We start from the raw sequence: 19,214 nt of genomic DNA on the forward strand, positions 1-19,214 counted from the left end.
AAACCAGCTCAACATCAAGCACCAGCGCCACATACTCCATGCGCCAAGCCGTCATCGCCGCGCGCAAAACGCGCTGATTGGGTAGATTCACCACTGCGCCCCGCACTTGCGCCACAAATATGTGCAACCCTCGCACCACGGCGGTCACTCTCGCGCCGTTTTGGTGCTGTACTGCACCGGGTCCCTCGATAAAGCGCAATGACCGCCGCACTGGCATAAGTCTTGCGCGCTTTGTTTCCATGCCCTGGCTCGCAGGAGGCCGCCGTGTCGATTCATGTCGCGTTGCACCATGTTACGCATTACCGCTACGACCGCGCTGTGGAGCTTGGCCCGCAGATTGTACGCCTGCGCCCGGCAGCCCATAGCCGCACGCGGATCCTGTCCTACGCGCTGAAGGTGCTGCCCGAGCAGCATTTCATCAATTGGCAGCAAGATCCCCAGGGCAATTACCTGGCGCGCCTGGTGTTCCCGGAAAAGACCGACGAGCTGCGCATCGAGGTCGATCTGGTGGCCGAGATGGCGGTGTTCAATCCGTTCGACTTTTTCCTTGAGCCCTACGCCGAACACATCCCCTTCAGCTACGCCGCCGATGAGCAGCGCGAGCTGGCACCGTATCTGGAAACCCTGCCGCTGACCCCCAAGTTTGCCGCGTACTTGGCCGGTATCGACCGCACGCCGCTGCCGGCCGTGGATTTCCTGGTCGGCCTCAACCAGCGCCTGGCCGCCGATATCGGCTACCTGATCCGCATGGAGCCTGGCGTACAAACCCCCGAATTCACCCTGGAAAACGCCTCCGGCTCCTGCCGTGACTCGGCCTGGCTGCTGGTGCAATTGCTGCGCAACCTGGGCTTGGCGGCACGGTTTGTCTCCGGCTACCTGATCCAGTTGACCGCCGACGTCAAGGCCCTCGACGGGCCCTCCGGTACCGAGGTGGACTTCACCGACCTGCATGCCTGGTGCGAGGTGTACTTGCCCGGTGCCGGCTGGATCGGCCTGGATGCCACCTCCGGCCTGTTCGCTGGTGAAGGGCATATCCCGTTGGCGTGTAGCCCCGATCCATCGTCTGCCGCCCCGATCAGTGGGCTGGTGGAACCGTGCGAGTGCGAATTTACCCACGAAATGTCGGTGGAGCGCATCTGGGAAGCGCCGCGCGTCACCAAGCCCTACACCGAAGAGCAATGGCTGGCGATCCAGGCCCTGGGCCGGCAGATTGATAGCGACCTGCTCAGGGACGATGTGCGCCTGACCATGGGCGGCGAGCCGACATTTGTTTCCATCGACGACCCCGACGGCGCAGAGTGGAACACCGCCGCCCTCGGCCCGGACAAGCGCCGGCTGTCTGCTGAGCTGTTCCAGCGCATGCGCAAGCACTACGCGCCCAAAGGGCTGGTGCACTTCGGCCAGGGCAAGTGGTACCCCGGGGAGCAACTGCCGCGCTGGTCGCTCAATTGCCATTGGCGTCGGGACGGCGTGCCGGTCTGGCACAACGACGCGTTGATTGCCGACGAGCAGCAGGACTACGGTGCGGATGACGTGATGGCCGGGCGCTTCCTGGCGAGCATTGCCGAGCGCCTGAAGCTCCCCGCACGCTTTGTATTCCCGGCCTTCGAGGACAATTTTTACTACCTGTGGCGCGAAGGAGCCTTGCCGCAGAACGTCAGCCCCCAGGATTCGCGCCTGGACGATGAGCTGGAGCGTGAACGCCTGCGCAAGGTGTTCAGCCAGGGCCTGGATAAAGTCATCGGCCACGTACTGCCCCTGGCGCGCACGGCGGCCAACGACCGTTGGCAGAGCGGCCGTTGGTACCTGCGCGACACCCACTGCCGGCTGGTGCCGGGTGATTCGCCACTGGGCTATCGCCTGCCCCTGGCCTCGCAGCCCTGGGTGGCGGCGGCAGATTACCCCTTTGTGCATCCGACCGATCCCAATCAGGATCTGCCGGCGCTGGCCATCACCACGCCAGGCCCTGGCGAGCCTGCGCCCAGCGATGAGCGTGTGCCCAAGATCGACGAGTCTGCCGACTGGCTGACCCGTACCGCCTTGTGCGCCGAAGCGCGGGGCGGGCGGCTCTACCTGTTCATGCCGCCCCTGGAGCGGGTCGAGGATTACCTGGAGTTGGTGAGCGCCATCGAGGCCACCGCCCAGGAACTGCATTGCCCGGTGCTGCTGGAAGGTTACGAGCCGCCGAGTGACCCACGCCTGAGCAACTTCCGTGTGACGCCAGACCCTGGCGTGATCGAAGTCAACGTGCAGCCGTCCGCCACCTGGGACGAACTGGTGGAGCGCACCGAGTTCCTCTATGAAGAGGCCCGGCAGACCCGCCTGACCACCGAAAAATTCATGATCGACGGGCGCCACACCGGCACCGGCGGCGGTAACCACTTTGTGCTGGGTGGGGCCACGCCCAAGGATTCGCCGTTCCTGCGCCGCCCGGACCTGTTGCGCAGCCTGATCAGCTACTGGCATAACCACCCGTCGTTGTCGTACCTGTTTTCCGGGCTGTTTATCGGCCCGACCTCCCAGGCACCACGGGTGGATGAGGCGCGCAACGACGCGCTGTATGAACTGGAAATCGCCTTCGCGCAAATGCCCGCGCCAGGCGAGGAATGCCCGCCGTGGCGGGTGGACCGCTTGCTGCGCAACCTGTTGATCGACGTCACCGGCAATACCCACCGCGCCGAATTCTGCATCGACAAGCTCTACTCGCCGGATGGCGCCACCGGGCGCCTGGGCCTGCTGGAGTTGCGCGCCTTTGAGATGCCGCCCCATGCGCGCATGAGCCTGACCCAACAGTTGCTGCTGCGCGCCCTGGTGGCGCGCTTCTGGCGTGAACCCTACGCGCCGCCGAAGCTGGCGCGCTGGGGCACGGAGCTGCACGATCGCTTCCTGCTGCCGCACTTTATCGAGCAGGACTTTGCCGACGTGATTGTCGAGCTCAACGCCGCCGGTTATCCGCTGCGTGCCGAGTGGTTCGCGGCACACCTGGAGTTTCGCTTTCCCAAGGTCGGCGACTATGCCGTCAGCGGTATCGAGCTGGAACTGCGCCAGGCCCTGGAGCCCTGGCATGTACTGGGCGAAGAGGGCGCGGCGGGCGGTACGGTGCGCTATGTGGATTCATCCCTTGAGCGCCTGCAGGTAAAACTCAGCGGCCTGGCGCCGCAGCGCTATGTGCTGACCTGCAACGGGGTGGCCGTGCCACTGCACGCTACCGGCCGGGTCGGCGAGTTCGTTGCGGGCGTGCGTTATCGCGCCTGGCAACCGGCCAATTGCCTGCAGCCGACCATCGCCGTGCATGCGCCGTTGGTATTCGACTTGCTGGATACCTGGATGCAACGCTCCCTGGGTGGTTGCCAATACCACGTGGCCCATCCGGGCGGGCGCAATTACGACAGCTTGCCGGTGAATGCCAACGAAGCGGAAAGCCGACGCATGGCGCGGTTCTTCCGTTTGGGCCACAGCCCGGGGAAATTACCGGTGCCGACGGTGGTGATCAACGATGAACTGCCAATGACCCTGGATCTGCGGCGCTTCGCCAATAAAAATGACTAAACACAACTCCACCTATAGGAGCGGGCTTATGTGGGAGCGGGCTTGCCCGCGATGACGGAATATCAGCCAGTACATGCATTGGCCGACCCACCGCTATCGCGAGCAAACCCGCTCCCACGCAAGCCCAGTTTCCACAGAGGATTTGCAATGTTTGTTGGGTTAATCTGAGCCCCCTTGCCCCTGCCGAGCGTTCCATGTCCGACTTGCTCGACCGTTACCCGCTGACTGCGGGCACCTATCACGAACTGCTGGATGACAGCGGCGCCGTGCGCGCCCATTGGCAGCGCCTGCTCGACCATCTGCAACGCAGCACCCCGGCGCAACTGGCCCAGCGCCAGGCGTTGTTGACGCGGCAGATCCAGGAAAACGGCGTGACCTACAACGTCTATGCCGACCCCAAGGGCGCCGATCGCCCATGGGAACTGGACCTGCTGCCCCACGTATTGGCGGCGGATGAGTGGGCGCATTTGTCGGCAGGCATTGCCCAACGCGCGCGCTTGCTCAATGCGGTGCTGGCCGACCTGTACGGCCCGCAACGCCTGATTGCCGAAGGCTTGCTGCCGGCAGAGCTGGTGTTTGGGCATAACAACTTCCTGTGGCCTTGCCAGGGCATCCAGCCGCCTGATGGGGTGTTCCTGCATCTGTACGCGGTGGACCTGGCGCGCACCCCGGATGGCCGCTGGTGGGTCACGGCGGACCGTACCCAGGCGCCGTCCGGTGCCGGCTACGCCCTGGAAAACCGCACCATCGTTTCCCGCGCATTCCCGGATTTGTATCGCGACTTGCAGGTGCAGCACCTCACCGGGTTCTTCCGCACCCTGCAGGAAACCCTGGCCCGCCAGGCCCCCGGCGATGACCAGCCGCCGCTGATCGTGCTGCTGACCCCGGGGCGCTTCAATGAAAGCTATTTCGAACACCTGTACCTGGCCCGCCAGCTTGGCTACCCCCTGGTAGAAGGCGGCGACCTGACCGTGCGCGACAGCACCGTGTACCTGAAAACCCTCAGCGGCCTGCGCCGCGTGCACGCGATCATGCGGCGGCTGGACGATGATTTTTGCGACCCCCTGGAGCTGCGCACCGACTCGGCCCTGGGCGTGCCCGGCCTGCTGGACGCGGTGCGCCAGGGCAATGTGCTGGTGGCCAACGCCCTGGGCGCCGGCGTGCTGGAGTCCCCTGGGCTGCTGGGTTTCCTGCCGAAGATCAATCAGTTTCTGTTTGGCGAAGAACTGATCCTGCCGTCCATCGCCACCTGGTGGTGCGGCGAAGCGCCGGTGCTGGCCGAAGCCCTGGAAAAACTGCCGGAGCTGCTGATCAAGCCAGCATTTCCCTCGCAGAGTTTTGCCCCGGTATTTGGCCGCGACTTGAATGCCGAACAACGCCAGGCCCTGGCCGAACGCATGCAGGCGCGCCCATACGCCTACGTGGCCCAGGAGCTGGCGCAGCTGTCTCAGGCGCCGGTCTGGCACACCGTGGATGACCATTTGCAACATCGCGCCATCGGCATGCGTGTGTACGCGGTGGCCGGTGAGGATGGCTATCGGGTGCTGCCGGGTGGCCTGACCCGCGTGGCAGCCCATGCGGACGCCGAAGTGGTGTCGATGCAGCGTGGCGGGGCGAGCAAGGACACCTGGGTGCTGGGCGAGCGTGCCCCCGGCGGCGAGCAATGGCGCGCGCAAAGGGTGATCGGCACCCATGACCTGGTGCGCCGCGACCCGTACCTGCCGTCGCGCGTGGTAGAAAACCTGTTCTGGTTCGGCCGCTACTGCGAGCGCTGCGATGACAGCGCGCGCTGGCTGCGCATCGTCCTCGCCCGCTATGTCGATGGTGACGACCCGTTGGCCTTGCAGGCCGCCGTGGAACTCGGCGAAAGCCTGCGCCTGCTGCCGGAGGAGGGCGAGTTGCCCGAGCGCCTGCTACAGGCCCTGCTCGGTGATGACTGGCCGTCGAGCCTGCGTGCCAACCTGCAGCGCTTGCAGTGGGCGGCGTCCCAGGTGCGCGGCAAGCTGTCCCGGGAGAACTGGCAGGCTCTGGTGGAGCTGCAGCGCGAAGCCATAGAGCTGGAGCGCGAAGCGCCGGACTTTGGCCAGTTGCTGGACTTCCTCAACCGCCTGGTGATGTCCCTGGCGGCGCTGTCCGGCTTTGCCCTCGACGACATGACCCGCGACGAAGGCTGGCGTTTTCTGATGATGGGTCGGCGCATCGAGCGCCTGCAATTTCTCAGCAGCAGCCTCGCGGCCTTCCTGCGCGGGGTGGCGGTGTTCGACCAGGCCGGGCTGGAGTGGTTGCTGGAGCTGGGCAACAGCAGCATCACCTACCGTTCGCGCTACCTGGCGGTGCCGCAATTGATTCCGGTGCTGGACCTGTTGTTGCTGGATGAACAGAACCCCCATGCGGTGCTGTTCCAGCTCAAGCTGGTGAGCCGCACCTTGCGTCGGCTCAACGATGACTTCGGCGTGCCCCGCGAGGCCGGACTGGCGCCGCTGGTGGAGCGTCTGGCGCGCTTTGACCTGGGCTGCCTGGAAAACCCGCTGTTTGGTGATGCCAGCGTGCGCGCGGCCCTCGATGGCCTGGCGGACCTGCTGCAGGCCGTCGCCGATGAAAGCGGGCAGGTCTCCGATCGCCTGGCCCTGCGCCATTTTGCCCATGTAGATGATGTCAGCCAGCAAACGGTGTCTGTGTGATGAGCGCGCGCTACCAGATTTTCCACGATACCCATTACCACTATGACAGCCCGGTGTCCCTGGCCCAGCAACTGGCGCACTTATGGCCGCGCCCGTGTGCCTGGCAGCGCTGTACCTCGCGGCAACTGGAGATCAGCCCCGAGCCGACAGCGCGTCGTGATGAGCTGGACGTGTTTGGCAACCCGATCACCCGGCTGGCGTTCGAGCGGCCCCATGATGAATTGCTGGTCAACGCTGGCTTGACCGTGGAAGTGCTGGCCCGGCCCGTGCTGGACTTCAGCCAGTCACCGCCCTGGGACCAGACCCGCAACCGCCTGACCTACAGCGGCCAGCCATTGTCGTTGGAGGCCATCGAGGCGTGCCGCTATCGTTTCGAGTCGCCCTACGTGCACTTGAAGAAAAACTTCGTCGAGTTCTCCGAGAGCTGCTTTGCGCCCGGCCGGCCGCTGTTGCTGGGGGTACAGGCGTTGATGGAGAAGATTTTTTGCGAGTTCACCTTCGATGCCGAAGCCACCCAGGTGGCCACGCCGCTGGTGGAGGTGCTGGAGCGTCGACGGGGTGTGTGCCAGGACTTTTCCCACCTGATGCTCGCCTGCCTGCGCTCACGGGGCCTGGCGGCGCGTTATATCAGTGGCTACCTGCTGACCCAGCCGCCGCCCGGCCAGCCACGGCTGATCGGCGCCGATGCGTCGCACGCATGGGTGTCGGTGTTTTGCCCGTTGTCGGGCTGGGTGGATTTTGATCCGACCAACAATGTGCAGCCGGCACTGGAACACATCACCCTGGCCTGGGGCCGGGATTTCTCCGATGTCTCGCCGTTGCGCGGGGTGATCCTGGGAGGGGGCAGCCATGACCCGGAAGTGCGAGTGACGGTGATGCCATTAGACCCACTGTAAGAGCCGGCTTGCCGGCGACAGTGGTCTACCGGGCGCCGCCATCGCCGGCAAGCCGACTCCTACATAAGCCTGTGTGGTTACTCAGGCCTCGGGTGCCTGGTCTTTCGGTGTTTGGGTATCGTCAGCAGCCACTTCACCCTCGGCATCCGGGTTCAGTGCGCCTGCTTCTTCGTCGGCCGCAGCTTTCTTGCGTTGCAGCTTTTCCTCTTTCTTCTGTTCCTTGGCCAAGTCTCTCTGACGTTTGGCGAAGGAGTAATTAGGTTTTGCCATGGGCGATCCTCTGGGGTCGAAGGTGAGGTTGAGCGGCGGGTATTCTGCCTTTAAACGTGCCCCAAGGGTTAATCGGGTTTCAGAATCGCCTCTCCAGGTTAAACGTTAGTCGACATTAACCGTTTCGTAAGTACCGCTGGCGCCACAGGCATAAGCGGCAAGCAGGCTGCATAACAGGCTATTGAGGTGCATGGCTCGGACTCCAGGAAACAAAGATGAGCCGATCATAGGCCCCGTGCGGCACTTTGGCTGGTTGATTCTGTCGATCAGTCTGATAGCCTAAAGTTGTATACAATTTGTTGATTCAGATCATTGGAACATCTGCCTGCCTCAGGCACCCTTGTCGCATATGCGTTTTCTAAACCCTGCCTTGGAGATTCACATGTTTGCCAAAATCGTTGCTGTTTCCCTGCTGACTCTGGCTAGCGGCCAGTTGCTTGCTGCAGAGTGCAAGGTCACTGTCGACTCCACCGACCAAATGTCCTTTGACACCAAGGCCATTGAAATCGACAAGAGCTGCAAGACGTTCACCGTTGAGCTCAAGCACTCCGGTAACCTGCCAAAGAACGTCATGGGCCATAACTGGGTGCTGACCACTGAGGCTGATATGCAGCCGGTTGCAACCGAAGGCATGGCTGCCGGTATCGACAACAACTACCTGAAAAAAGACGACGCCCGCATCATCGCCCACACCAAGATCATCGGCGCTGGCGAGACTGATTCGGTGACTTTCGACGTGTCCAAGCTCAAGGCTGACGGCAAGTACATGTTCTTCTGCTCGTTCCCAGGCCACATCTCGATGATGAAAGGCACTGTGACCCTGAAGTAAGGCTCAAGACCGCGTTATCGTTCATCGCAGGCAAGCCAGCTCCCACATTTTGATTTGTGAATACATTCAACTGTGGGAGCGGGCTTGCCCGCGATAGCGGCCTGACAATCAATACACAACCCCCCGCCTCACCTCAAGGCGCAAACGGCATCACCCGCTTGTGCTCAGTCTTGCGATAGGTCTCGCAGATAATCCTGAACGCTTCCTCACGCACCGGCTGGCCGTGCAGGAACGCATCGATCTCGGTATAGGTCACGCCATGGGACGCTTCATCCGGCTTGCCCGGTGACAGGTCTTCCAGGTCGGCCGTCGGGATTTTCTCCACCAGCGACTCCGGCGCACCAAAGTGCCGCGCAATCGCGCGGACCTGGTTTTTCACCAGCCCGCTCAACGGTGCCAGGTCGCACGCGCCATCACCGAACTTGGTGAAAAAACCCATCACCGCTTCCGCCGCATGGTCGGTGCCGATCACCAGGCCACTTGCAGCACCGGCGATGGTGTATTGCGCCACCATGCGCATCCGCGCCTTGGTATTGCCCAGCACAAAGTCACGAGACACCGCAGCCTTGCCTTCGAAGGCCGCTACTTCGTTGGCCAGGGCCTTGACCGCCGGGCCGATATTGACCGTGTGGCGTTCGTCGGGGTTGATAAAGTCCACGCTGGCCTGGGCATCGTGCTCGTCGAACTGGGTCTCGTAAGGCAGGCGCACCGCGATAAAGCGGTAAGCCTCATCACCTTTGAGCGCGCGCAGCTCTTTCATCGCCCGCTGGGCCAGCAGGCCTGCGGTCAGGGAGTCGACACCGCCGCTGATGCCCAGTACCAGGGTCTTGAGCCCCGAGTTGAGCAGGCAGTCCTGGATAAAGGTAATCCGCCGGGCCACTTCCGCTTCAAGGGCGGCGTGGTCCTGGAACGGTGGTTGGACCTTGAGCTGTTGGGCAATCTCACGCTGTACGGCTTGCATGATTCACTCCTCGCTAGAGATGGCAGGTACTTTGAAAACGTGGCGCAAATATGCGACGAAGTTCGGATCCGTGCAGTGGGTCTTGCCCGCTTCATCGGAGATCTTCGCCACGGGCTGGCCATTGCAGGCGGTCATTTTAAGCACGATGCTCATCGGTTCCACACCTGGAATGTCACAGGTCAGGTTGGTGCCGATGCCAAAGCTGACATTGATCCGCCCGCGCAGCGCACGGAAAATCTCCAGGGCCTTGGGCAGCGTCAGGCTGTCGGAGAACACCAGGGTCTTGCTCATCGGCTCGATGCCCAGCTTGTGGTAATGGGCGATGGCTTTTTCGGCCCACTGCACCGGGTCGCCGGAGTCATGGCGCAGGCCGTCGAACAGCTTGGCGAAGTACAGATCGAAATCGCTGAGGAAGGCATCGGTGGTGATGCAGTCGGTCAGGGCGATACCCAGCAGGCCACGGTACTCGCGGACCCAGCAATCGAGGGCGGCGATCTGGCTGTCGATCAGGCGCGGGCCCAGTTGCTGGTGGGCCATGATCCATTCATGGGCCATGGTGCCCAGGGGCTTCATGTCCAGCTCGCGGGCCAGGTGCACGTTGCTGGTGCCGACGAAGCGGCCGGGGAAGTCGTGCTTGAGCACATTCACCACTTCCTCCTGCACGCGGTAGGAAAAGCGCCGGCGGGTACCGAAGTCCGCGACCTGCAACTCGGCCAGCTCATCGCTGCTGGCGTTGGCGGTCAGCCAGTCGAACTTGCGATACAACTGCTCACGGGCCTGCTCCAGGATGATGGTCTGGTAGCGATAACGGTTGCGTACTTCGCTGACGATGGCCAGCAACGGCACTTCAAACAGAATCACATGCAGCCAGGGGCCGCGCAGGCGGATAAACAGCTCGCCGTTCTCAATGCCGGTCTGCACGTAGCGCAGGTTGAAGCGAAACAAGCCAAGGAAGCGCAGGAAGTCCGGCTTCATAAAGCTGATGCGTTCCAGGAAGCCCAACTGATCCGGGCTCAGGCTCAACTCGGCGAGGCGCTCGATCTGGTAGCGGATTTCTGCCAGGTAGGGGCGCAGGTCCTCGCTGTTACGGCAACGGAACTCCCATTCAACTTCCACATTGGGGTAGTTGTGCAGCACCGCCTGCATCATGGTCAGCTTGTAGAAGTCGGTGTCGAGCAGGTTCTGCACGATGCGATCGGCAAACACACTCTCGCTCATGGCGGGAATCTCCAAACGGGGCGGCGATGGCGCCGACCTTGTACGCGCAATTAAAGGAAGGGTGCTAGTGGCGCATAGATTTGTGCCGTTTTGCCAGCAGTTTTTTTGCTAGGGCCACCCAGGCCGATATTGGCCACTGTGAACCTCAATGACGTCGTGCCGATCCCGGTGCTCATGGTGAGAAAAAGGAATCGAGAAGTTCCCTTCTGGGAAAGACGAATGCTCCGACATTACTGGGTGATAAGGAGCCTTTACCCTCCTGGCTCTTTGTGAAGAGGCTTACCCAGGGACTGACATGAATGATATCCAGCACTGTATCAGCAGGTTCGAACCACACGTTTCAGCGAAGGGGCGACCCGGTGTCTTGTGTGCTGAATAGGGAGCGCCAATGAATTCGACTCCCTTTTTCGACCACAGCCGACACACCCTGAGGGTGCGCAACGTTGAGCCCCGCCTTGATGTCTTGAATTTCACCGGCGAAGAGCGGCTTAGCCTGCCCTTTGTCTATCGTGTTGAGTTCACCTGTATCGAGCGTGATCTTACTGCCGGTGCCATGATTGGGCAGAGTGCCAGTTTCAGCATGAATGGTGCGCCGCAAAATGTGCAGAGGCGCGGTTTCACCCCACTGGCGGTTAAACCACTGCGCACACTTCATGGCGTGGTCACCGGATTCAAGCGCCTGTCCGGCTCGCTGGACGAAGCCCGCTACGAAGTCATCCTGGAACCGCGTCTGGCGTTGCTGGGACGGGGCCAACAATTTCGTATCTATCAACACCAATCAGTACCGGACATTGTCGAAAGTATCCTGCGCAGCCGCCACGATTTTGAAGGCCAGGACTTTCTCTTCAGCCTGGTGCGCGAATACCCCAAGCGCGAACAGGTCATGCAATACGGCGAAAGCGACCTGGCCTTTATCTCGCGTCTGCTGGCCGACGTGGGCATCTGGTACCGCCTCACCCGCGACGAACGCCTGAACATCGACGTGGTGGAATTTCACGATGATCAGCGTCACTACCAGTTCGACGTCGAGCTGCCTTACCGTCCGCAGTCCGGCACCAGCAGCAGCGGGCAAGACGGCGTGTGGGCCTTGCAATCGAGCCATCAGGTGGTGGAGCAGCACGTCAACATCCGCGCCTACTACCACCGTGTCGCCAATGCCCAACTCAACGGCGACGTCGACCAAAGCCGTGGCGCGAGTACCACCTACGGCGAGGCCTATCACTACGCTGAACCCTACACCGGCCTCGGCGATCCTCATGCCCAGGACGAAGACCTGCAAAGCGAAAGCGGTTTTTTCTACGCGCGCCTGCGTCACGAACGCTACCTCAACGACCAGACTCATCTCAGCGGCACCAGCAGCAGCGCCACCCTGGCACCCGGCCAAGTCCTGAAAATCTCCGGCGGCGCCCCGCAAGCCTTTGGTCCCGGTGCGGTGATTACCCACCTGACCACCCGTGCTGCTCGTGATCGCAGTTTTGAGGTCAACTTTGAGGCGATTCCTTACTCGGAAACTGTGTGCTTCCGCCCCCCGCTGCAAAAAAAGCCACAAATCGCCGGCACCGTCCCGGCCCGCGTCACCAGCCCGCAGGAGCACGACCCGTACGGCCATATCGATATCGAAGGTCGATACAAAGTTAACTTCCTCTTCGACCGCGACAGCTGGAAACCCGGCGAAGAAAGCCTGTGGTTACGCCTGGCCCGCCCGTACGCCGGCGACACCCACGGCCTGCACCTGCCGCTGATCCCCGGCACCGAAGTGGCCATCGCCTTCGAACAAGGCGACCCAGACCGGCCCTACATTGCCCACGCGCTGCACGACAGCCAGCACGTTGACCACGTGACCTTGCGTAACTACAAACGCAACGTGCTGCGTACGCCGGCGAATAACAAACTGCGCATGGATGACACGCGGGGGCAGGAGCACGTCAAGCTCAGTACGGAGTACAGCGGTAAGAGCCAGCTCAACCTGGGGTATGTCGTCGATGGCCAGAGACAGCCACGAGGCCAGGGCGCGGAGTTGCGCACGGACGGGCATGCCGCTATCCGGGCGGGCAGCGGCGTCTTCATCAGTGCTGACGCGCAATCCAAAGCTCAGGGGCAGATGCTGGAAATGGATGCCACCTTGGGCCGGTTACAGCGGGCCGGCGACCAGTTGGACGGGTTGTCGGTCGATGCCCAGGCCGCCAACGCGGATCCAGCGGATGTGCAGGCGCAACTGACGTTGATGCGAGACCAACTCGATACGCTCAAAGCGGCTGTGGTGCTTCTTAGTGCTCCCCAGGGCATCGTTCTCACCAGCGGCAAGCATTTGCAGTTGGCTGCGCAGGGCAACCTGATGATTAACGTCGGGGCAGAGGCTGATATCAGCGTGATCAAGCGACTATTTATAGGCGTGGGTCAGGGGGTAAGCCTGTTTGTGCGCAAGCTGGGCATCAAGCTGATCGCCAACCAAGGGCCGGTGAGTGTGAAGGCACAGAACGACACCCTGGAACTGATGGCCCGCCATGGCCTGGAGATCATCAGTACCGAAGATGAAGTTCGCATCGTTGCGAAAAAGAAAATCACCCTCAATGCAGGGGGCAGTTACATCACCCTTGATCAGAGCCGCATCGAGTCCGGTACCCCAGGGGACTACAACATCAAGTCGGGGCACTTCGACTATCTGGGCCCCGCTCAGCAAGTACTGGAAATGCCGCAGCCACCTCAATTGACCGAGCATAAATCCAAGTCCCTGGGACTGATGGATTTCTCTGGCTGATCCCTTTGCAAACCAGGAGTGAAGCACACCATGGCCAATTCGTTACTTCGGTTTCTTGATTTCTTCAGCAGTTACCGGGAGGCACAAGTCTATGCGTCAGATGCCCCAATCTTGCCGACGCTAGATACACATCCCATTCAGCCTCATGCGCTGGCCCCAGCAAGCGCCGCGACTCCGCAACCGCTGAAGAACTGGAGCCATCCCTTCAAGGATAAAAATCCCCCACTGCTGCAATTAACCCAATTGGCCAAGGCGGCATCGGGTTACTACCCGTTAGGACGCAATGGCCTGTGGCACGGTGGCGTGCATTTTGACAGCGGTACCGCAGGCTCTCTGGAACAACAATCCAGCGTGCATTGCTTGGCCGACGGCGAAGTGGTGGCTTACCGCATCGACGAGCACTCGCCGACCACGAGCTACTTCGTCAATACACTGATTGTGCAAAAGCCCTTTTCACGTAATTTTGTGCTGGCACGTCATCGACTCGAAGCTCCGAAGATCGAGGGCAGTACGGACATGCCGCCCTGCTTGACCTTCTACAGCCTGTACATGCACTTGCAGGATTGGACGGTTTATCAGCGTGACCCTGCCATCGCCCGCCCGGCGTTCTGGCCCGAGGGGCAGAGCCGTCGGGTCAAGGCAACGGTAAAAGACGTACTCCTAGGGCATCCTGGGCAGCAGGGCCTGAATGTGCGTAACCAGGTACAGCGGGGCAAAGTACTCGCTCTCCTGCCACGAGGCGCGGAGGTGACCGTCAGCGGTGAGGGTGAGTTTCGAAAACTGGAAAACTCCAACGGGCCAGATGTCCTGAAAAGTGCCGATGGCTCGCTGCGCGGCTACCTTTTCTTTGACAAGCTGGAACCTATCGCTGGAGGTGAGTTTCGCATCAACGCCACCGCTCTGAATGTCCGCGAAGAAGCGAATGCCAGCAGTACCATTATTACGACGTTGCCAAATGGCACGGAAGTGACAATCAGCGGTGAGGGGGCGTTTCGAAAGCTGGAGCGAGTGAACCAGTACGTTCATTTCAATTCGCTGGAGGGTGCGCGAGAACCTATGGCTGACCGCATCGTGGTCCTTGACCAGCCCATAGCCATCAAGGCCGGCGAGCTAATCGGTCACATCGGCAAGTATCAAGACAGTTGTGCAGAGCACCCGGAAAAGAAGTTGCACCTGGAAGTATTCAGTGGCGATGAGGTGGAAACGTTCATCGAGGCCAGCCGGGACTGGGCAAAGCGACTGCCCGCTATTAGCAAGACCTGGCTAAAAATTGCCAAGGGCACCGCCGTGGTGGCACATCAGCCTGCTTTCAACGCCACACAGCCGCCCACCCTGAGGGACGCCAGCACTCCCAGCGATGCCGATCTATTGGTACCTAAGAGCCTGCTCGATGGCCTACTTGCTGAGAACAAAATCGTGGTCCCTGCGACGGCAGAACGCAAAGCCTGCAACTGGTACCGCCTTGATGGGCTGCTCCACGATGCCAGCAATACGTTGCTCAACGGCTGGGTACACGAAGAAGTTGGGGTCACCCTCTGGGTTAATCCTTGGTCGTGGGAGGGCTACGATACGATCTTCAACTACGACACCCCTCGGCAAGCTTTGGCCTCCTTCCTCCGGGCCGCTAACCGCTTCAGTGAGGACCAACTCGAACGTCATGGCGCCTTGGCAGATGCGTCGGACAAAGGGCCGATGAAGAGTCGTCTGTACGACATCATCGACCGTGACCACGATGGGAAAATGACCGCTGAAGAGTTGCAAGCAGCGATTAGCCTACCAGCGCACGCGCAATCGCTGTCGCAGTTAGTCATTCATTACGAAAGCGAGTGGCACTACAAGCCGAAGAAGTGGGACGCGCTGGACGAAGTGCTTGGTCATAGTGGTTCGACCCCGCACCTTAACTGGTTGGCGGAGAAAGAGCGGATCAAGCAAATGAGTTGGTGGGATGAGGTGGCAACAAAGGTTGGACTACCGGCGGATGGGCAGGTGTATCACATCCACCCGGTGGGGCTGGCGGGCAGGTTTCAAGCTAGTGAGCGGAGAATTACAGTAGAACTTTTGGAAAGGGTAACTGGTAAGTCGGGCAACTGGTTCACAGGGCGTGGGGGAGGTCGTGCGTTCGTGCGAGAGTTTGAAGAGAAATATCCACGAATATATAAGTATGATAAGCATAGGTTTGTTGTCGAGCTAAATGATGCTCTTGAGCGGTATGAAATAATAACCCCGTACCAGCAGGCGCACTTTATTGCTCAATGTTTCCATGAGTCTGCCGCCTTTGAAACAGCAGTTGAGTTTGCCGCCGGTACACAGTATGACCCTGGAAGGCATTCTGGTGCTATAGTTAACGGTAATACGGAGATTGGCGATGGTCCAAAATATAAGGGGAGGGGACTGATTCAACTCACATGGAAAAACAACTATGTCGCTTATTCTAGTTATAGGGGAGTTGATTTTGTTAGTGTTCCGAATATGCTCGCTGAAAATATGTTCGATGCTATAGATGTTTCGTGTTGGTATTGGCGGCATAATGGAGCTGTCAGTAGGCGGCATAATGCACAGGGTGATATTAATGTCTTGGTGGATAATGAGCCTGGTAATGTTCGGCTTGTGACTTTGGCCGTGAATGGGGGCGATAATGGCCTGCATGAGCGCGTGGAGGTATACGAGGCAATACGAAAAGAGTGGGGGCTAGCATAATGAGTAGGATGAACTCTTCTATTGCGATGGCAGGTGGGCTATCTCTTTACTTTGCTTTTTCATCTGTGGCTTATGCTAGTGGATCTTTGCCGATACTAGAGGTGGAGAGTCACTTTCCTCTTAAGCTATCCGTTTTTGAGCAAGGAAAGTCATATGGCTTATCGCCACCTGGCGATTTTATGCGTGAAATTGAGGACGTGTATGAGGATGTTCATGTTGAGGATTTGACTGGGGATGGGGTAGGGGAAGTTGTTTTTAACTTGGGCGGGGGAAGGGTAAACGCTTGTTCAAGGGTGCTGCATTATACCGATAGCGATCGATCATTGAGTGAATTGATGTTCAGCGGGGGCGGGCTGTGTGATTTTAAAATTCGCCATGGCTATGTTATTAGCTCTTATAAGGACGGAGCAGTATGGGCTGAGGATGTCTATGTTGTTAAAGGTGGGAAGGCGTACATTAAAATCTCGGATCGTTGCGTTGGGTGTGGAGAAATAGTTCGGAAAGAATATCTCCCTGATGGTTCGTTTGTTAGGCTGTTAGTGTCTGATGAAGTTGATTTTGAAAAGCGAACTCCACTGATCGCTAAGGTGGCTTCTCTCCAGGCTTGGATTTTTTCTTCGCTAGGCGCTGCGCAACCGACAAGAAAGTATTTGATACGTGGGGATGAAGTTACGATTCTTGGAGGGGGAAAGGCGCGCGGTGAAGAATGGATTGAATTTAGATTCTCAGGAAGTACCACTACTGAAGGATGGCTGAAGTGTAGCGATCTTGATGGCTGTAATGAGTTTTAGTGTGTGAGTCATTCGCGGAAACAATAGGGGGTTTTAGCAATATATATTAAAGAAGCTCCAGGATTGTTGCAGTATGAGCAAGGCCGAAATAGAGCCAGGTACCTTAGGGGGGAATTAAGATTGAAAGCTATAGTGATGCCGATCTATTGGTACCTAAGAGCCTGCTCGATGGCCTACTTGCTGAGAACAAAATCGTGGTCCCTGCGACGGCAGAACGCAAAGCCTGCAACTGGTACCGCCTTGATGGGCTGCTCCACGATGCCAGCAATACGTTGCTCAACGGCTGGGTACGCGAAGAAGTTGGGGTCACCCTCTGGGTTAATCCTTGGTCGTGGGAGGGCTACGATACGATCTTCAACTACGACACCCCTCGGCAAGCTTTGGCCTCCTTCCTCCGGGCCGCTAACCGCTTCAGTGAGGACCAACTCGAACGTCATGGCGCCTTGGCAGATGCGTCGGACAAAGGGCCGATGAAGAGTCGTCTGTACGACATCATCGACCGTGACCACGATGGGAAAATGACCGCTGAAGAGTTGCAAGCAGCGATTAGCGCTACCAGCGCACGCGCAATCGCTGTCGCAGTTAGTCATTCATTACGAAAGCGAGTGGCACTACAAGCCGCAGAAGTGGGACGCGCTGGACGAAGTGCTTGGTCATAGTGGTTCGACCCCGCACCTTAACTGGTTGGCGGAGAAAGAGCGGATCAAGCAAATGAGTTGGTGGGATGAGGTGGCGACAAAGGTTGGACTACCGGCGCATGGGCAGGTGTATCACATCCACCCGGTTGGGTTGGTGAGGTGATTCTTGGCGAAAGATGAGTGCGCTTGTGGTTGTTGCTTGGGTATTGAGTTCTCAAGATATAGATGGGTTAGGAAGAGGGATGGGCATCCAGATGTAACCTATTACGGCCCTGTATTTAATGGAACTAAGAAACTAAATAATTTTACAGGCTGGGGCGATCTAATCGGTAAGGGGAAAGCAACAACTGACGAAAGGCCATCGTGATTGCCATGTCATCGAATGAAGGGGCAATGGATGCAGTTCAAGCTTGGGACTGGCAAACATTTAGTGCCGGAGCCATGCAGAAGACTGTAACTCCTAAGGGCTACGGTGAGTTACCCAAGCAGATCAGTGAATTTCAAGAAGAAAACCCAGCTTTGTTTAGTGAGATTTTTTCTCAGTGCGGCTGGTCCATTAAACAAGAAGCCGGCGGTGTAAGAATTTATTATTCGTCCAGAGAGACGGAGTATGAAGATATAACAGGAAGTGCTCTGTGCGATTTTATAAAAAGGGGGTTTAGTCAGACGGACTCTGGGTTTCCTAAGAAGTCAGAATCTTTGGCTTCAATTGCGAGTGCTGTGATTCATGAAGAGTTTCAGAAAAAGCAGGTGGTAGACTTTATTGCTCGCATGAGGGCGGCGCTCTCTAAGTCACCTCGCGGCTATAGTAATTCCGCAAGTGACTTTTTCCAATCAAAGCTTGGGTGAGCTCTGGTTCTTGATCATGATGTGAACGCACCTGGTAACGTGTCGCGTAATCTTAAGAGTGCAATTGATACACTGCGTCATCGTCACTCGGGATCGAGTTCCGATCCGCGCCAGTGGGGTGAAAATCGCATGCAGTACGAGGAGGAGTTGATTGGGATTTACGGACCATCTCGCAGTATGAACTCGCCGATGGAACGTTATAGTCACCTTAGTGGGCTGTTATAAGGAGTGCAGTGATGAGAGGTTTGGTTCTACTGTTTATTTTTATATTGGTTTCTACCCAGTTAAGGGCTGCCAGCGTCCAGGGAGGATCAGGTTCCCTGGTCTATTCGGATGGTGTTGACGGCAACTTTAATTCGTTAGTCTACAAAACGAACTCAGGGGGTATTCTGCGAGTATTTGATGAGGGATTAAGTTTTAATTACGACAGCCGTTATGATGCTGGCAATCTGTCTCCTGATAAGACCTACTCGGTCGTACAGTTTTCTGAGTCGGGGGTGGGCGTGCAGCAGGAGCCAAAGAAAATATATCTTTGTGCATTTGTACGAATGTCCGATGGTTGCGTTGTCAATGTGGAGAGTGGAGAACAATGTGGTGGCGAGTGGAGTGGGTCTGAGCGGTGGAGCAGTTAAATTAGCAGTGTTATCGACTATTCTTTTAAAGAAGCACCAACTGTCGAAAAAATCTACAAAGATTATGAGTCGGGAAGAAAGGATTTAACCCAGGTCTCCTCTCCTAGGATTTTGGCATATTTTTCAGAGGGGACGACATTTGATAATTTGTTAGCTTGCGATCCTCCCCGTGATACAAATAAAAAAACGTACACTGACATGCTGTCGTTACTATAGCGTGACGGCGATACTAAAAACTTTGAAAGACTGAGAGCCGCTATGAACTCAGGTGGTGTATTCGTTTCTGCAAAAAGTGTCAATAACTGGGCTGTAAAGTCAATTCTCTCTGAAAAAGCCTATCTATATAGCTCGCCATCGTTATCCGACACATCTACGGCTTACCTGATTCGTGGCGATATTATCTTTGTGCTTCCGAGCTCAAATAATTCCCTCGTAAAATTTCGCT

At 58.4% G+C, this 19,214-nt stretch carries 12 protein-coding genes; 9 read left to right on the forward strand and 3 right to left on the reverse strand.

All coding sequences use genetic code 11. The annotated features are described in order from the left end of the window. Window positions 1-264: 264 nt before the first annotated feature. The 3 genes from ACSSVH_RS02495 to ACSSVH_RS02505 all read left to right on the forward strand — a co-directional run bounded on the left by ACSSVH_RS02495 (window position 265) and on the right by ACSSVH_RS02505 (window position 7,126). Window positions 265-3,549, forward strand: a complete 3,285-nt coding sequence (locus ACSSVH_RS02495; RefSeq protein WP_492634032.1) for a transglutaminase family protein — start codon at window positions 265-267, stop codon at window positions 3,547-3,549. Window positions 3,550-3,743: 194 nt separating this feature from the next. Further along, a complete protein-coding gene (locus tag ACSSVH_RS02500) occupies window positions 3,744-6,230 on the forward strand; it encodes a circularly permuted type 2 ATP-grasp protein (protein WP_170042466.1) in 2,487 nt (828 codons plus the stop codon). Then, window positions 6,230-7,126, forward strand: a complete 897-nt coding sequence (locus tag ACSSVH_RS02505; RefSeq protein WP_492634033.1) for a transglutaminase family protein — start codon at window positions 6,230-6,232, stop codon at window positions 7,124-7,126. The genes ACSSVH_RS02500 and ACSSVH_RS02505 overlap by 1 nt, the downstream gene beginning before the upstream one ends. A gap of 81 nt (window positions 7,127-7,207) precedes the next feature. Here ACSSVH_RS02505 and ACSSVH_RS02510 read toward each other — a convergent pair whose 3' ends face one another. Beyond that, a complete protein-coding gene (locus ACSSVH_RS02510) occupies window positions 7,208-7,396 on the reverse strand; it encodes a hypothetical protein (RefSeq protein ID WP_169952186.1) in 189 nt (62 codons plus the stop codon). Window positions 7,397-7,778: 382 nt separating this feature from the next. Here ACSSVH_RS02510 and azu point away from each other — a divergent pair, with 382 nt between their 5' ends. Further along, a complete protein-coding gene (gene azu, locus ACSSVH_RS02515) occupies window positions 7,779-8,225 on the forward strand; it encodes an azurin (RefSeq protein WP_169952184.1) in 447 nt (148 codons plus the stop codon). Between the two features lie 133 nt (window positions 8,226-8,358). On the opposite strand, the gene nadE is transcribed toward azu, so the two are convergent. Together nadE and pncB are read right to left on the reverse strand one after the other, a co-directional pair. Continuing rightward, entirely contained in the window at window positions 8,359-9,186 is an 828-nt protein-coding gene (gene nadE, locus ACSSVH_RS02520; RefSeq protein WP_169952181.1) for an NAD(+) synthase, read from the reverse strand. A 3-nt stretch (window positions 9,187-9,189) separates the two neighbouring features. Next, complete coding sequence (pncB, locus tag ACSSVH_RS02525) at window positions 9,190-10,404, reverse strand: nicotinate phosphoribosyltransferase (protein ID WP_169952179.1); 1,215 nt, start codon at window positions 10,402-10,404, stop codon at window positions 9,190-9,192. A 388-nt stretch (window positions 10,405-10,792) separates the two neighbouring features. Here pncB and ACSSVH_RS02530 point away from each other — a divergent pair, with 388 nt between their 5' ends. From ACSSVH_RS02530 to ACSSVH_RS02550, 5 genes are all read left to right on the forward strand, one after another. After that, window positions 10,793-13,162, forward strand: coding sequence for a type VI secretion system Vgr family protein (locus ACSSVH_RS02530; protein ID WP_492634034.1), 2,370 nt, complete (start codon window positions 10,793-10,795; stop codon window positions 13,160-13,162). A 30-nt stretch (window positions 13,163-13,192) separates the two neighbouring features. Beyond that, window positions 13,193-15,859 carry an SH3 domain-containing protein gene (locus ACSSVH_RS02535; protein ID WP_492634035.1) on the forward strand — a complete coding sequence of 889 codons (2,667 nt, stop codon included), beginning with the start codon at window positions 13,193-13,195 and terminating at the stop codon, window positions 15,857-15,859. An 8-nt stretch (window positions 15,860-15,867) separates the two neighbouring features. Further along, window positions 15,868-16,650 (forward strand): hypothetical protein, encoded by a 783-nt coding sequence (locus tag ACSSVH_RS02540; protein WP_492634036.1) that lies wholly within the window; start codon window positions 15,868-15,870, stop codon window positions 16,648-16,650. A 1,010-nt stretch (window positions 16,651-17,660) separates the two neighbouring features. Continuing rightward, window positions 17,661-18,137 carry a hypothetical protein gene (locus tag ACSSVH_RS02545; protein ID WP_169952169.1) on the forward strand — a complete coding sequence of 159 codons (477 nt, stop codon included), beginning with the start codon at window positions 17,661-17,663 and terminating at the stop codon, window positions 18,135-18,137. 236 nt (window positions 18,138-18,373) lie between these two features. Beyond that, window positions 18,374-18,769 (forward strand): hypothetical protein, encoded by a 396-nt coding sequence (locus ACSSVH_RS02550; RefSeq protein WP_169952167.1) that lies wholly within the window; start codon window positions 18,374-18,376, stop codon window positions 18,767-18,769. The last annotated feature ends 445 nt before the right edge of the window (window positions 18,770-19,214 follow it).

This window comes from Pseudomonas sp. HC1(2025), assembly GCF_058742075.1.